Source organism: Dickeya fangzhongdai (genome assembly GCF_002812485.1).
Taxonomy (GTDB): domain Bacteria; phylum Pseudomonadota; class Gammaproteobacteria; order Enterobacterales; family Enterobacteriaceae; genus Dickeya; species Dickeya fangzhongdai.
Genome location: NZ_CP025003.1, coordinates 3,563,591 through 3,576,301 on the forward strand (window position 1 = coordinate 3,563,591; position 12,711 = coordinate 3,576,301).

Below are 12,711 nucleotides of genomic sequence, written 5' to 3' on the forward strand. Positions count from 1 at the left end.
CAGCCCATCAGGTAGATAATCGGACTGTCTCGTCATTTCCCGCCGGCCGTCTTCGAGCGCTGCAGATAAACGGGGTCTACGCTGTTGAGCCGGTATTCAGTGATGCCGACATCGCGGCTTTCGATGTCAACGCTGGGGCTTTTCATCATCGAGCTGACGCGCACGGCCAATGCGCGACGGCTGATTGTGTGCTCAGGGTGTTGGGTCGTGATGATTTTCAGCATTGCATCGCAGCTGAGCCAGCGGCCGGACATCACTGCGATCAGCGATTCCAGCGGCAGCGTGTTTGCATAGCGATACTGCGTAGATTCGGCCTTGCGGCGCGGCTGGGGTTTAGGGGTCAGATCGCGCGGCTTGACGACGGGGATCGGCCGGGGGCGTGGAACATATACGGAGCGGCTGACGGCGCGGGCGCGCCAGTTCATTTGCCACAAAATAACGGCGGTGTGATCGCAGCCGTCATCAATCATGCCGGCGCGCTTTGCGAAAACAACTTCAGTTTTGTTGGTGGTCATTGGTTTTGCCTTATTTTTGGGTTGGCGCTGGTCAGGCGCGGTTTAAGTTTAAAAGGGTTGAATCGGCTCTTTTTTGCTGTACCGCCGCTCGCGGTGCTGCGGTGCTGCTGATTGCGATTTTCTCTGTGCGATATCCTCCGGCGTTGTGTCTACGAAATACCCGTCTCGCAGCAGCGTGTATGCTGTGCCAGACGGCCCCTCGCGGTTCATCCGCAATATCAATTCGGTCAGTTGGGGGTCTGCGTTCTCGTTATAGACCGAGTCGCGATACAGCCCGATCCATACGTCACAGTCTTGCTCAATTTGCCCCGTGTCGCGGCTGTCTGACGGCAGCGGTCGTTTATCTGCACGCTGTTCAAGCGCGCGGTTAAGCTGGGTCAGCAGCAGTACAACGCAGTCCAGTTCTTTCGCCAGCGCTTTGAGCCCCTTCGTGATCTCGCCGTAGCTGATATCCCGACGCTCTGCCTGCTCACCCCTCATCAGCGTTAGATAGTCGACGGCGACCAGCCCGACAGAGCCGCGCTGGCGCTTTATCCGGCGGCTCTCGCTGACAATGTGCGCCAGCGATACCGACGGGGTGTCGTCGAGCATCAGGTTTGTTTCCGCCAGCTCCTGGGCCTTCGCCATCGCGCGGGCCATATCCATCTCATCTGTCGCGCCGGTATAAAAAATTTCTGATTTAACCCCGGATTCCTGGCTGACCAGTCGCTCAACAATGCCACGCGCGGTCACCTCCAGCGAAAACGCCAGGGTCGGAAGCCGGTGATTCAGCGCAAAGTGGCCGATCACCCTGTTGTAGAATGCGGTTTTACCCATTTTGGGTCGCGCGCCGGCCACAATCAGTGCGCCGCGCAGGGCATATTTGGGCGCCATAATTTCGTCCAAACCGGAAACACCCAGCGTCAGCCCCCCGGCGTTTTGGTCTGTGTATCGCCGATCGACATCGTCCATCCACTCAGCCAGCACGTCGGCGAACGGGCGCAGGCCGCCGCGCTTTCCGCTTGTCGCGTGCTCGAATGTCTGGCCCATAATCCGTTGAATTGACGCCAATTTTTCGTCAACCGGCTGCCCGTCACCCGCCATTATGATTTCGGTGCAGGCGATCAGTTGGCGCTGTGTGTATCGCGCTATCGCGTTGTCGCGAACGATGCGCGCATATGCCGCCGTGTTTGCAGCGGCCGGCACTCGGCATATTTCGACGAGATAGCCAAACCCCCCCACCAGTTCAATATCGCCGCTGGCCGTCAACTCAGCTGACAGCGTAACCGCATCGGTTGGTCGGTCTGTTTTTGCGAGTGACAGCAGGCTGCGGTAAATGCACTGGTGAGCCCGGGAGTAAAACGACTCCGGTTTGAGCATCGCCATTACCGCTGCGCGTCGCTCTTCGTCATCGTTCAGCATTAGGCCGCCTAACACAGCCTGCTCAGCATTGAGATCATGCGGCGGTAAAAAATCAGCCATGTTGCCCCGTCCTGTAACTATCCCAGTCAAACACCAGTACCGCCGAGCTCTCCATCACCCGGTCCATCGCCCGGTAACCCAAAAAACCATCCATTTCATCGCGTGTGTAATTGCTGATCAGGATATTGGGTAACATGCGTTCGTAGCGAGTATTGATGACCTCGGACACCAACAGGCGCTCTGAGTCTGTACCGTGCTGCATACCGACCTCATCGATAACCAAAAGGTCTTTTTCGCAATAAAAACTGAGCACATCATATTCAGTCCTGTCGCCGCCCTGGCGCCACGAATCACGCATTGCACGGATGATTCGCTGGGCTGTCGTCATGTACGTGTCTACGTCATGCCGTTCAATCAGCGCACGCATGACAGCCACGGCCAGATGAGTTTTGCCGGTACCCGGGCGGCCGGTCATCACCAGGCTTGAGCCGTTTTCATAAATCTGTTCCCACTCGCCGATGAACTGACGGCAAACCGACAGATTTTTTTCCGCCTGCTCGTTGGCAGGGGTGAAATTTTCCAGTGTTGAGCGGATGAATCGCCGCCCCACTCCGCACTCTGCGGACAGAATTTCAGTAATTTCGGTGGTGGCTGTCATCGCGATTCACCCCTGAATTTCCAGTTAACTCCGCCGCCCTGATACTGGCGGGCCAGCATGTCTTGCGTTGTGTCCGCTGGTTTCTGCTGGCGCGGTGCTGGTGCTGGAGTGGTCGATACCTCCCAACTATTTTCAAACTCCCGGCTTGTGCCGTAGAACCGCTGCGCCTGCATGACATACGGCGTGCCGATCTGCCCTTTTGCCGTGCAGAATGCTGCGTAACGTTGGGTGCCAGCCAGTAGGTCATCAGGGCTAACGCCGTCTTTGACTCGAGCCTGCCAGTGCTTGAATGCGTGATTTTTAGGGTTTGACCCTTCCCGCTTTGGATATACCTTCCAGCACAGTTCGAATTGTTCCAGATAGTCTTCTTTCGCTGTTTTTTTGCCCATAGCGCGTATATCTGATGATTCAGATCTATCTACTGATGGATCAGTTATTACTGATGGATCATGTCCCCCAGATTCTGACGGGTGAAAACCCGGTTTTTTGTCAGATTCTGACGGGTGAAACGCGTATGAAGAGTCAGATTCTGACGTGTCAGGAATTGACGCGTCAGATTCTGGCGGGTGAGAATTGCGGTTCCTGAGTTCTCTAACTCTCTGCCGTTCCGCGAATGCGATCGACTCCAGGCGGTCAACGTTGAGAACATAAACGTTAGAGGTATTTCTGTTCCCCTTGCGACGATTCTCTCGCACCAGCCAGCCGTCAGCCTCCAGCTCGCCGATCGCCGTCCTGACAGTGCTCTCACCAGCGCGTAGTTGCCGAGCTATTGTTTTCATGCCGGGATAACTCATACCCTCGTCGTTAGAAAAATCTGCAAGGCGCGCCATGATCAGTAATTTTGTGCCACCGATTCCAGATGCTGCACATGCGTCCCAGACGTAACCAAGAATTGTACTGCTCACGTCACACCCCCAGCGCCTCAGCAATCACCCGGCATGCATCCTGATACTGTTCCGGTGTTAGATCCTCTTCGAACAACTCAGCCTTGCGCTGCTCGTACTGTTCCCAGGCCAAGCGAGCAGCCTCGCGACGCGCTTCAAAAATTGGCACGATATCTGCGATATGCGCCGGGTTACCGTCTAACCGGAAACCGTTGCAATACGTGATAGTGATCATTGGTTTTGCCTCAAAACATCTGGCCTTTTACAGACCTGGTCTTATTTTTTCGCCCGTACCGAATAATCAGCCGGGCCTGATCCAGACAATCATCAAAAATGCTTCTGCGCTTACTGGATGGCTTTGAGGACCGGCGATAATACGCGATGGCCTCTACCCCCCCCCTGAGCCGCCTGCTCCGCTGAAAATCCCTCTGCTCGCAGGGATTCAACGACGTGCTTTCTGATAAAATCCTCTGGTGTCATTGGTTTTGCCTCGGTTTAAACGGTGGTCAGCCGTTGTTGTAGTACCGGCGCTACGGCTGCTATTGCTGCGTTTGCCGTTGCTAGTCGCTGTGACATGTCACAATCACCCAGCAATATCGCAATCACGGCCTCGAAAAACTCACGGATAGCGATCGCCACTAAATACATCGCGCTGGATTCCAGCCGCGCCCGGCGCTCTGCTGGCAATGCCCGCTTAATGGCTGGCGCCAGCGCCTGAATTTTTCTGTCAGCTGCCCGCGTGTCGCTACGCAGCCACCTGAAAATCTGCTGCCGGTTGTTGTTGATGGCCCGCCAGACGTCGCCGCACTCAATGTCGTGTAGCTTGATATCCGGATGCCCGCCCGTTTCTGTTAATGCACGCGATATCTCTATCGCTACGGACTCCTGCCCCATCTCCGCGGCCCAGCCCTCAACTTCGCGTTTTAACTCCCTGATATCCATTTCCCGCGTCTCCTACGCATTGATTTTTGATAATCAGATTTTGGGGTTAACCCCGGGTATCGTTATGACGCTGATAGAGCACAGGGTCATAACGCAGCGCACCGTTGGTTACGCGGTCGAGCCGCGCCGCACGCCGCTCAGGGATTAAATCACCCCAGGCGCTGGCTGAAGGGAGTTTTACACCAGCAGCCTCGGCCAGCTTGGTGAGGTTGCCGAAGTACTTAATGGCATCGGTTTTAAACATACGAAACACCTCCTGTTAGATTTAACTGACAAGCTAGATGTTTGAGATAACTAAGTCAAGAAAATTTAGAATTAACTAACTATGAATACACCCGGCCAGCGCATTAGAGCGCGAAGAAAAGAGTTAAAACTAACGCAGCGCGCGCTTGCAAAGTTAATCAAGGTTTCCCACGTGACCGTGTCGCAATGGGAAACTGATGATAGCGAAGCTGGCGGCAAGAACCTTTTCGCCCTAAGTGAAGCACTCCAGTGCTCGCCGACATGGATTCTATACGGCGATGAAGATAAGTTTCCGGGAGATGCTCTGCCCACCCCCAGAGAGTTGGATGAGAGGGAGACGGAGCTGGTGAGGCTATTTTCAGCGCTGCCAGAGTCCGAAAAGGAAAAGCACCTTGCCGATTTGCGCGAGCGAGTGGATGGCTTCAATCGGCTATTCGAAGAACTCCTCAGGGCAAGAAAGGATTCAAAATAATCCCTTGTAATTTTAATTACTTGGGATTTTTCTCGCCCATTTTGTTCGTTATATCTAAATTTAGCGTTGACTAATCTGTTCGTTTTATCTAAATTAACTCCAACGACAGCGAACAGGCAGGACGCCCACGAAGTAGCCGCTACCGGCGCACGAATAGGTAGATGATTCGCACCGAGGCAAAACCAATGACCGCAGTAGTTTGGGTAATGAGTTCTGACAGCGGGAAAGACTGCGCTAACACCAGAGGTTCGGTCGTAAGTTCTGACCTGGTTGGGTCGGTGAAGCGACTCCGGATAGCGTAACCGGCACGAATTAGGTTTGGAACGCTCTCCACCGTTAACCGCGGTGTGTTCTCCCGACGCATAGAGAGTCAATGCTAAGGCCGTCCGATGGCGCGTAAACGGGGTTAGCCTGAACCCTCGATAAACCACGGATAAAACAGTGCCGCTCGCCCCACGTTACGGGGCACCAAATTCAAGACTGGATGGCTTACCACTTCAAGACGGTCTTCGTAAATGTCTACCAAGTGGCGCCCCGAGGCGACAAGTCGGTGACGGCTGGAAAGACAGCACGCAACAGGTAAGAGCACCCTGGTGTAATAGGTAGCACTCGTTAACGGCAATGGCGATGGCCGTGGTGTTGGTTCGAGTCCAGCGGGTGCTCTTATCGTTGTGGTTATCAGGTGATCGGCGGGAAACCCTACCCGCTGCCCGGTTCGACTCCGGGCGTCACAACCAAATCACGTTAGGACCGTGATCCTTGCCAGTAAGCTGTGTGAGACCTTGGCGGTGCGGGTTGTTCCTTTCCCATGTCCGCCCTTTTTCACACCACAGTGCACTCTGATAAATCGGGTCTATTCGGTTTTAAAAGGCCAGAGTGTGCTGTGTTGTGAAGCAAAAAAGCCCGCTTGCGCGGGCTTCTTCACCCCGATCGGCGACCAAACCTTTCGGGAACAGCGCGGGAACCACCCCGCGCCGAGGCAAAACCAATGACAACCAAGGGCCGCCACTGGTAGCCCCAGTATAAAGGGATCGCTATGAAAGCGCCAGATATCACCGTCAAGCTATACATCCATCACAACCAATTCAATCCCGTCCCGTTTGTTGCTACGTGTGACATGTCACGGTGGAGCGGATTAACACTCATTGATGTGCGTGAAATAACGATCCCCGCTCCACAGTTGTCCGCCGGTGAAATCACGCAAAAATGCGTCGAACAGCTGCGCCGCCAGCAATCCAGCATCATTGATTCAGCGCACGTGCAGGCATCGGCGATTGAGGACCGGATCAAAAACCTGCAATGCATTGAGCACTTCCCCGCGGCCATGACCAGCCGCTAATCACATAGCGTCGAGGCAAAACCAATGACCATGTATGTTGCATCATTCACACCGAAAAAATCGGCAGTGAAAAGCGGAGCCAAGGAGATGGCAACGCTCATTGAGGCGAAAACCCAGAAATTGGCGGCAATGGCCGCGACCATGCTTCTGGAAGAGCTGTTTCCCGGCTCCAGCGAAAACTTTTTCAACCCGACGATAACGGAGGATTGTGTAGGCTCGCCTCGCCCCGGTATCGGGAGGTTTAGCACTGAATTCATGGATGAAAACGAGCTTGTAGAGGGTGTGTGGACGCGCAAGCCTGACCCGGCCCCCATCCGCCCAACCGAGTTGTCGCTGCAGGAGAAAATCGCGGCGCTCGTGCTGCTGGGTAAAACGGATCTGGATGACCACGATTATTCTCTCGTCCTCGATTTTTTCGCTGATGACGAATCCGGTGATGACGACACGCACACCATCGTTAGTGTGCTGTCACAGTATCCAGCGGTGGCCGCAATGTATCCGGTTCGCGTAACTGAGCTGGTGGCGGAGATTGAGAAAAAATTCAACCCGCCGATCGACGCGGCGGCGGCCAGTGCGTTCGTCAACAACTGGATATACGGAACGGCTGAGCGCCCCACCCACAGCGCGCCGCCGTCAGCCGCGCCAACAGTTGAGCGCGTGTGGACGAACATGGATCGACTGGATATCGGAATAGCGTCGTGCATCGTGACTGATGCCGACACGTTTGACGGCGTGTCCGCTTCTGATGTGGCCCGAGCGAAGGAGCTGGCTAAATCTGACGACCAAATGTTTCAACGCTGGTCGATGGCGATCCGGCTGCAAAATGGTGCCCTGTCAATTCCCGGTGATGTGCTGCTGGGGCTGCTGCGCGAAGCGAAAAAGCGCCCCGAGTTGCTCAATGACGCGAACGCGCGCCAGCGTCTGGCTGACAAGTATTTGGCCGTATGGCGCGAGGGTGCGGTGGCTCATGACAACCAGCATGATGGCGACGACGCGCAACAGGCCGAGGCGGCTATCACCACACGTAAGCCCGATCAGCAACCCGATATCCAGAATCTCGGCGGCGGGCGGTTCTCTATCGACGGATTGATCGGCCCCGAATCTAGCACCTCAAATCAGGGAGAAAAAACGGAAGCTAGCGAACCGGAACCGGCGGCCAGCGTCGCGCAGCAGGCCCGCCAGGCGCTTGATGAAATGGGTTACGGTATTTACGCGGGCGGTGATGAAGGCGGCACGCCTGCACCTGCACCTGCACCTGCACCTGCACCTGCACCTGCAGATGATTTTCAGGCCCGTGCCGCGGCCGTGGAATCGGATATCGAAGAAAAGCCCGTTATCGAGCAAGAAAACCTCAACATCTGGAAGCGCGTGCAGCGAACCGACCCTCGCTATACAAAGCCACTGACGGGCGCCGGCTTTGAGGGGACGAGCATCAATAGCGAATACATGTTCATGCGGGCCACCGAGATTTTTGGCCCGGCCGGAAGAGGGTGGGGCTATCGCATATTGGAAGAAAAGATGTTCCCCGGCGCACCGCTAAGCGAAGCGATTTATGACGACAACAAGAAATTCATCGGCACAAGAATACTGCGTGATGCTGATGGGTCGCTGATCAGTGAATTGAATCACTCACTGAAAATCGCGCTCTGGTACATCAACGATAGTGGCGGGCGCTCGGAGATCGAGGCGTACGGTGCCACCCCGTACATGTACAAAACGCAGAAGGGGATTAAAACCGACTCGGAGGTTATAAAGAAAAGCCTCACCGATGCCATCAAGAAAGCGTTATCCCTGTTGGGCTTTAGCGCCGACGTATGGCTGGGCATGCATGATAATCCGGAATACGTAGCAGAAAACGAGGTTGAATTCAGCATCAAGCGGGCCAGCGAAAAAGCGGTTGATGTCACCCGCCTGCGCGAAGAGCTGGACGAAAAACTGGGGCGCGCCGCGGAAACCATTAAAGCGGCCGTTAGCGAAAACGAGGCGGCCAAGGTTTACGGCGTGCTGGCGCGTGAGGTTGAGGTACATCGCAAGAACGCCGAAGCCAAGGGCGACAATGACCACGCTAAATATCTGGCTGGCCGCCTGCGCCGCTTAAACGATCTGAAAGACGCCCGCATCGCGGAACTGAAAACCAAAGAAGGAGATAAAGCATGAGCACTACCGCTATCGCAATTGCCGCCGATATGGCAAAACTACAGCAACTACTGGAAACATCAGATGAACTGACCCCGGAAATGATCGCAGACACAATGTCCGGGCTTGAAATTGAGTTGTCCGAAAAAATGGACGCGATCATGATTCACGTCCGCAATTTGCAGGGTCAGGCAAAGACGTGTGACGAAGAAGCCAAGCGCCTGGCTGAACGCAAGCGCTCATTCGAAAACAGGGAAAAGCAGCTGAAAAAATACGCACTGGATTGCCTGCTGGCCGCTGGGCTGTCATCGCTCAAGACGTCGCGCAATACGTTCACTGCACGTAAAGGGGTTGCCAGCGTCATCATAGACAATGAAAGCCTCTTGCCGGATGAGCTCGTTACAGTCCAAACACTGGTTGCCCCTGATAAGAAAGCGATCAAGGAGTCCATAGAAAACGGCGTTGACGTCCCCGGCGCTCACATTGAGATCGGACAGCAGTCGCTGCAGGTCCGCTGACCACCCCGCACCGAGGCAAAACCAATGCTAAAATGGACTCACCACCCGCACAAACCGACGTACCTCACCCTGCCGGATGGCAGGGTTGGCAGAATCATCACTCACCGGCGCGCTGATGTTTTTTACGACCTGCCCGCCGACGTGCGTATCAGCAATTATCCGCCGGAGAACGAAAAACCGATTATCGATAATCAGAAATAACTCATCACCACAAATAATATAGTGACCTCTGAATGGAGGTCACTATGTATAAAAAATGGCAGCAGGGCGCCCGCCTGTTATCTGAATTCGACATCAAAATAGGCCGATTGGCCTGTAGCGTCAGAAATAAAACCCTGACCCAGCAGGATATAGACGATGCCTGCACCGATGCTGACGAAATAATAAAATCGCTGGGGGAAAATAATGATCACAGAAAACGTCCTATTAAGCGACGAAGAATTGATCGAACTAACGGGCTATAAATACCCATCAAAGCAAATCGATGTTTTGCGCCGCTCTGGGATTTCGTTCATCGTCCGCAAAGACGGAAAACCTCGCGTAACGTGGGCGCACGTTAACGCCGTATTAAACGGAACGCCAGCCCCGGAACTGGAAGATGATGACGTTGGGATAAACTTTGACGGGATTTAGATTTAATGGGACGAAAGCGAATTAATCCGGAGGATAATAAATTACCTCCGCGAGTCAGAAAAAATAAATATAGCTACATATTTAAGCCAGCAAAAACGAAAGAAACGATTACGCTCGGGAAAATACGTGATTTATCTATAGCGCAGGTTTGGGAGAAATACGAAAAAATAATAAATTCCAGACGGGATATAATGACGTTTGAAAAACTGTGGAATTTATTTCTTGATAGCGAGTATTACAAAGATCGCTCGCCAAGGACTCAAAGGGATTACCTGCAGCATCAAAAAAAATTACTCCACGCATTTGGAAAGGCCAAGGCCGACTCCATCAAGCCAGAGCATGTTAGACGCTACCTTGATTTGAGGGGGAAAAGCTCGCGCACGCAGGCGAACCAAGAAAAAAGCAGCATGAGCCGAGTCTACCGGTGGGGTTATGAGCGGGGGTACGTGAAAACCAATCCATGCGCCGGCATATCGAAATTTACCGTAAAGGCTCGCGATATTTACATTACAGATGCCGAGTATGTGGCCATCTACAAAGAGGGGGCGCCGGCACTACAGTGCGCGATGGAGATAGCCTATCTATGCGCTGCGCGAATTGGCGATGTGCAGGATCTGGAATGGAGTCAGGAAACTGAGTTGGGACTTTTCGTTCAGCAGGGCAAGACCGGCGTTCGGCAGATCAAGGAGTATACCGACAGATTGCGTGCGGCCCTTGATCAAGCCAAGTCGCTGGGCGGAAAACGCCACATCATCGTCAACAAGTTCCGGGAGAAATACAGCTACAAAGGGCTAAATACACTCTGGGTTAATGCGCGGCGGGAGGCAGGCCAAAAATTGGGTTATGAGCTGACGTGCCATTTTCATGACATCAAGGCGAAGGGAATTTCTGATTATGAAGGAAGTAGCCGCGATAAGCAGATTTTCAGTGGTCACAAGACGGAGGCTCAGGTAATCACATACGATCGCAAGACAAAAATCAGCCCAACGCTTGACCTGCCTTTAATTGATGATGATGAATAGCTATGCAAAACAATGAAATGAGTATACCAACAAGATATACCAACAATATAGTAACATGGTAAAAATCAGGTGGGATAATTCGATGTAAGTTATTGAAAGAAGTGGCGGAGGAGTAGAGATTCGAACTCTAGAACGCTTTCGCGTCGCCGGTTTTCAAGACCGGTGCCTTCAACCACTCGGCCACTCCTCCGCAACGACGCGAACTATAAACAGTGTGCCGGATATTGTAAAGCGACACATCGCTCAATCGCCTGAAAAACAGGCAGCAACCGATTGAAAGCGTACAAAATCGCCATCAGGCTCAAGCGTTGATTATCAACAGTGTACTTTTATCGTCAACAGCGTAAAGAAGGGTAAAACGGCTTTAATAACATAATGCAACTACTTACTCTCTTTAAAGACAACAATGGCCCCCTTAACTAGAGAGAGTCGTTATTATGGACCGCATTATTGCCTCCACTACTCGCGAGCAATCGCTACTCAGTACCCACAAGGTACTTCGTAATACCTATTTCCTGCTGTCGCTGACGCTGGGTTTTTCCGCCGTCACCGCCACCCTTAGCACCGTACTGAACCTGCCATCGCCGGGTCTGATCCTGACGCTGGTCGGCTTTTACGGCCTGATGTTCCTGACATATCGTCTGGCGGACCGCCCGGCGGGTATTCTGGCCGCGTTCGCACTGACCGGCTTTATGGGCTATACCCTCGGCCCATTGCTGAGCACGCTTATCGCTGCCGGCGCCAGCGACATCATCATGCTGGCGCTGGGCGGCACGGCACTGGTGTTCTTCTGCTGCTCCGCCTACGTGCTGACCACCCGCAAGGACATGTCTTTCCTGTCCGGCATGCTGATGGCTGGCTTCGTGGTGCTGCTGCTGGCGACGATTGCCAACCTGTTCCTGAATCTGCCGGGGCTGCATCTGGCTATCAGCACGATGTTTATCCTGTTCTCCGCCGGTGCGATTCTGTGGGAAACCAGCAACATCGTCCACGGCGGCGAAACCAACTACATTCGTGCGACAGTCAGCCTGTATGTTTCCATCTACAACCTGTTTGTCAGCCTGCTGAGCCTGTTGGGGATGTCACGAGAGTAATCGGACGCCGACATCGGACTCCTCCAGACAAGGCGCCTTCGGGCGCCTTGTCGTTTTTTTGCGAGCATGAAGACCGCAGGGTACGTTTCAAACAGCACCTTGCGCCATCTTCTGTATGCGCTGCAAAGTTTGCTAGACTAGGCGTGTTTTCACGTCATACCGAGGCAATATGTTAGTGTTTGAAGACCGGGTCATCGATACCGATGCCCAGGGATATTTGAAAGACAGCAGCGACTGGCAGGAAGGCATGGCCCCCATGCTGGCGGAACAGGAAGGCATCACGCTCACTGATGCGCACTGGGAAGTCGTGCGCTTTGTCAGGGCATTCTACATCGAATTCAATACCTCGCCCGCCATCCGTATGCTGGTTAAAGCGATGGCCCAGAAATACGGCGAGGAGAAAGGCAACAGCCGCTATCTCTACCGCCTGTTTCCCAAGGGCCCAGCCAAACAGGCGACCAAAATTGCCGGGCTGCCGAAACCGGTGAAATGCATCTGAATATTCAGGCGCGGGTTCAATAGCGAATGGTAAAATCGCGCTCATCGGTGGCGGGGTGCGGCTCCATCAGCACCTTGTCCACCCGGGCATGGCGCGGCCCTCCTTGCTTTAGCCAGGCCACCAGTTGCTCTACGGCATGCGTCTCGCCGCTGGCGACCACCTCCACGCTGCCGTCATCGCAGTTTCTGACGTAGCCGCGTACCCCCAACTGGCGAGCCTGCAACTGGGTGTGATAACGAAATCCCACCCCTTGCACCATTCCGTAAACCCAGGCAATCACGGATACCGTCGACATCTATTCCCCCTCAAACGCCACTGAATGCAGTGTAAAAATACGTCAGAGTTAACGCATTTT

Annotated in this window: 18 protein-coding genes and 1 tRNA gene; 10 read left to right on the forward strand and 9 right to left on the reverse strand. The window is 53.9% G+C overall.

The window, feature by feature from the left end:
* Nucleotides 1-32 precede the first annotated feature (32 nt).
* The 7 genes from CVE23_RS15850 to CVE23_RS15880 form a co-directional block, all read right to left on the reverse strand.
* A complete protein-coding gene (locus tag CVE23_RS15850; RefSeq protein ID WP_100849913.1) occupies nucleotides 33-515 on the reverse strand; it encodes a hypothetical protein in 483 nt (160 codons plus the stop codon).
* A 48-nt stretch (nucleotides 516-563) separates the two neighbouring features.
* Entirely contained in the window at nucleotides 564-1,976 is a 1,413-nt protein-coding gene (locus CVE23_RS15855) for a replicative DNA helicase (RefSeq protein WP_100849914.1), read from the reverse strand.
* Nucleotides 1,969-2,574, reverse strand: coding sequence for an ATP-binding protein (locus tag CVE23_RS15860; protein WP_100849915.1), 606 nt, complete (start codon nucleotides 2,572-2,574; stop codon nucleotides 1,969-1,971). Before CVE23_RS15860 ends, CVE23_RS15855 begins: the two co-directional genes overlap by 8 nt.
* Nucleotides 2,571-3,479, reverse strand: coding sequence for a helix-turn-helix domain-containing protein (locus CVE23_RS15865; protein WP_100849916.1), 909 nt, complete (start codon nucleotides 3,477-3,479; stop codon nucleotides 2,571-2,573). Before CVE23_RS15865 ends, CVE23_RS15860 begins: the two co-directional genes overlap by 4 nt.
* A 1-nt stretch (nucleotide 3,480) precedes the next feature.
* On the reverse strand, nucleotides 3,481-3,693 hold the full coding sequence (locus CVE23_RS15870) for a hypothetical protein (protein WP_100849917.1): 213 nt from the start codon (nucleotides 3,691-3,693) through the stop codon (nucleotides 3,481-3,483).
* Nucleotides 3,694-3,953: 260 nt separating this feature from the next.
* Nucleotides 3,954-4,400 carry a toxin YdaT family protein gene (locus tag CVE23_RS15875; protein ID WP_100849918.1) on the reverse strand — a complete coding sequence of 149 codons (447 nt, stop codon included), beginning with the start codon at nucleotides 4,398-4,400 and terminating at the stop codon, nucleotides 3,954-3,956.
* Between the two features lie 46 nt (nucleotides 4,401-4,446).
* Nucleotides 4,447-4,644 (reverse strand): Cro/CI family transcriptional regulator, encoded by a 198-nt coding sequence (locus CVE23_RS15880; RefSeq protein WP_100849919.1) that lies wholly within the window; start codon nucleotides 4,642-4,644, stop codon nucleotides 4,447-4,449.
* 81 nt (nucleotides 4,645-4,725) lie between these two features.
* Here CVE23_RS15880 and CVE23_RS15885 point away from each other — a divergent pair, with 81 nt between their 5' ends.
* The 8 genes from CVE23_RS15885 (at nucleotide 4,726) to CVE23_RS15915 (ending at nucleotide 10,763) form a co-directional block, all read left to right on the forward strand.
* Entirely contained in the window at nucleotides 4,726-5,115 is a 390-nt protein-coding gene (locus tag CVE23_RS15885) for a helix-turn-helix domain-containing protein (RefSeq protein WP_100849920.1), read from the forward strand.
* 1,036 nt (nucleotides 5,116-6,151) lie between these two features.
* Nucleotides 6,152-6,454: a hypothetical protein gene (locus CVE23_RS15890; RefSeq protein WP_100849921.1), complete on the forward strand. Its 303-nt coding sequence runs from the start codon at nucleotides 6,152-6,154 to the stop codon at nucleotides 6,452-6,454.
* Nucleotides 6,455-6,478: 24 nt separating this feature from the next.
* The gene (locus tag CVE23_RS15895; protein WP_100849922.1) at nucleotides 6,479-8,611 is read left to right on the forward strand and encodes an exodeoxyribonuclease VIII-like protein; all 2,133 of its coding nucleotides are present in this window, start codon (nucleotides 6,479-6,481) and stop codon (nucleotides 8,609-8,611) included.
* A complete protein-coding gene (locus CVE23_RS15900; protein WP_100849923.1) occupies nucleotides 8,608-9,108 on the forward strand; it encodes a siphovirus Gp157 family protein in 501 nt (166 codons plus the stop codon). Before CVE23_RS15895 ends, CVE23_RS15900 begins: the two co-directional genes overlap by 4 nt.
* Before the next feature lie 24 nt (nucleotides 9,109-9,132).
* On the forward strand, nucleotides 9,133-9,309 hold the full coding sequence (locus CVE23_RS22905; RefSeq protein WP_167389553.1) for a hypothetical protein: 177 nt from the start codon (nucleotides 9,133-9,135) through the stop codon (nucleotides 9,307-9,309).
* Between the two features lie 44 nt (nucleotides 9,310-9,353).
* Nucleotides 9,354-9,572: a hypothetical protein gene (locus CVE23_RS15905; protein WP_100849924.1), complete on the forward strand. Its 219-nt coding sequence runs from the start codon at nucleotides 9,354-9,356 to the stop codon at nucleotides 9,570-9,572.
* On the forward strand, nucleotides 9,514-9,741 hold the full coding sequence (locus tag CVE23_RS15910; protein ID WP_100849925.1) for a DUF4224 domain-containing protein: 228 nt from the start codon (nucleotides 9,514-9,516) through the stop codon (nucleotides 9,739-9,741). The genes CVE23_RS15905 and CVE23_RS15910 overlap by 59 nt, the downstream gene beginning before the upstream one ends.
* Nucleotides 9,742-9,746: 5 nt before the next feature.
* Entirely contained in the window at nucleotides 9,747-10,763 is a 1,017-nt protein-coding gene (locus CVE23_RS15915) for a site-specific integrase (RefSeq protein ID WP_100849926.1), read from the forward strand.
* A gap of 102 nt (nucleotides 10,764-10,865) precedes the next feature.
* Here CVE23_RS15915 and CVE23_RS15920 read toward each other — a convergent pair.
* Nucleotides 10,866-10,953: transfer RNA gene (locus tag CVE23_RS15920), tRNA-Ser, on the reverse strand.
* A gap of 247 nt (nucleotides 10,954-11,200) precedes the next feature.
* Between CVE23_RS15920 and yccA the strand changes: the two genes are divergently transcribed.
* Nucleotides 11,201-11,857 (forward strand): FtsH protease modulator YccA, encoded by a 657-nt coding sequence (gene yccA, locus CVE23_RS15925; protein WP_100849927.1) that lies wholly within the window; start codon nucleotides 11,201-11,203, stop codon nucleotides 11,855-11,857.
* Nucleotides 11,858-12,026: 169 nt separating this feature from the next.
* Nucleotides 12,027-12,356 (forward strand): sulfurtransferase TusE, encoded by a 330-nt coding sequence (tusE, locus tag CVE23_RS15930; RefSeq protein ID WP_024106754.1) that lies wholly within the window; start codon nucleotides 12,027-12,029, stop codon nucleotides 12,354-12,356.
* A gap of 16 nt (nucleotides 12,357-12,372) precedes the next feature.
* On the opposite strand, the gene yccX is transcribed toward tusE, so the two are convergent.
* Nucleotides 12,373-12,651: an acylphosphatase gene (yccX, locus tag CVE23_RS15935; protein ID WP_038919789.1), complete on the reverse strand. Its 279-nt coding sequence runs from the start codon at nucleotides 12,649-12,651 to the stop codon at nucleotides 12,373-12,375.
* Nucleotides 12,652-12,711: the final 60 nt, after the last annotated feature.

Coding starts and splice junctions, on each gene's coding strand:
- CVE23_RS15885 (WP_100849920.1), top strand. CDS start 4,726: ATGAATACACCCGGCCAGCGCATTAGAGCGCGAAGAAAAGAGTTAAAA.
- CVE23_RS15870 (WP_100849917.1), bottom strand. CDS start 3,693: ATGATCACTATCACGTATTGCAACGGTTTCCGGTTAGACGGTAACCCG.
- yccA (WP_100849927.1), top strand. CDS start 11,201: ATGGACCGCATTATTGCCTCCACTACTCGCGAGCAATCGCTACTCAGT.
- CVE23_RS15910 (WP_100849925.1), top strand. CDS start 9,514: ATGATCACAGAAAACGTCCTATTAAGCGACGAAGAATTGATCGAACTA.
- CVE23_RS15860 (WP_100849915.1), bottom strand. CDS start 2,574: ATGACAGCCACCACCGAAATTACTGAAATTCTGTCCGCAGAGTGCGGA.
- CVE23_RS15875 (WP_100849918.1), bottom strand. CDS start 4,400: ATGGATATCAGGGAGTTAAAACGCGAAGTTGAGGGCTGGGCCGCGGAG.
- CVE23_RS15850 (WP_100849913.1), bottom strand. CDS start 515: ATGACCACCAACAAAACTGAAGTTGTTTTCGCAAAGCGCGCCGGCATG.
- CVE23_RS22905 (WP_167389553.1), top strand. CDS start 9,133: ATGCTAAAATGGACTCACCACCCGCACAAACCGACGTACCTCACCCTG.
- CVE23_RS15900 (WP_100849923.1), top strand. CDS start 8,608: ATGAGCACTACCGCTATCGCAATTGCCGCCGATATGGCAAAACTACAG.
- CVE23_RS15880 (WP_100849919.1), bottom strand. CDS start 4,644: ATGTTTAAAACCGATGCCATTAAGTACTTCGGCAACCTCACCAAGCTG.
- CVE23_RS15915 (WP_100849926.1), top strand. CDS start 9,747: ATGGGACGAAAGCGAATTAATCCGGAGGATAATAAATTACCTCCGCGA.
- CVE23_RS15905 (WP_100849924.1), top strand. CDS start 9,354: ATGTATAAAAAATGGCAGCAGGGCGCCCGCCTGTTATCTGAATTCGAC.
- tusE (WP_024106754.1), top strand. CDS start 12,027: ATGTTAGTGTTTGAAGACCGGGTCATCGATACCGATGCCCAGGGATAT.
- CVE23_RS15895 (WP_100849922.1), top strand. CDS start 6,479: ATGACCATGTATGTTGCATCATTCACACCGAAAAAATCGGCAGTGAAA.
- yccX (WP_038919789.1), bottom strand. CDS start 12,651: ATGTCGACGGTATCCGTGATTGCCTGGGTTTACGGAATGGTGCAAGGG.
- CVE23_RS15855 (WP_100849914.1), bottom strand. CDS start 1,976: ATGGCTGATTTTTTACCGCCGCATGATCTCAATGCTGAGCAGGCTGTG.
- CVE23_RS15890 (WP_100849921.1), top strand. CDS start 6,152: ATGAAAGCGCCAGATATCACCGTCAAGCTATACATCCATCACAACCAA.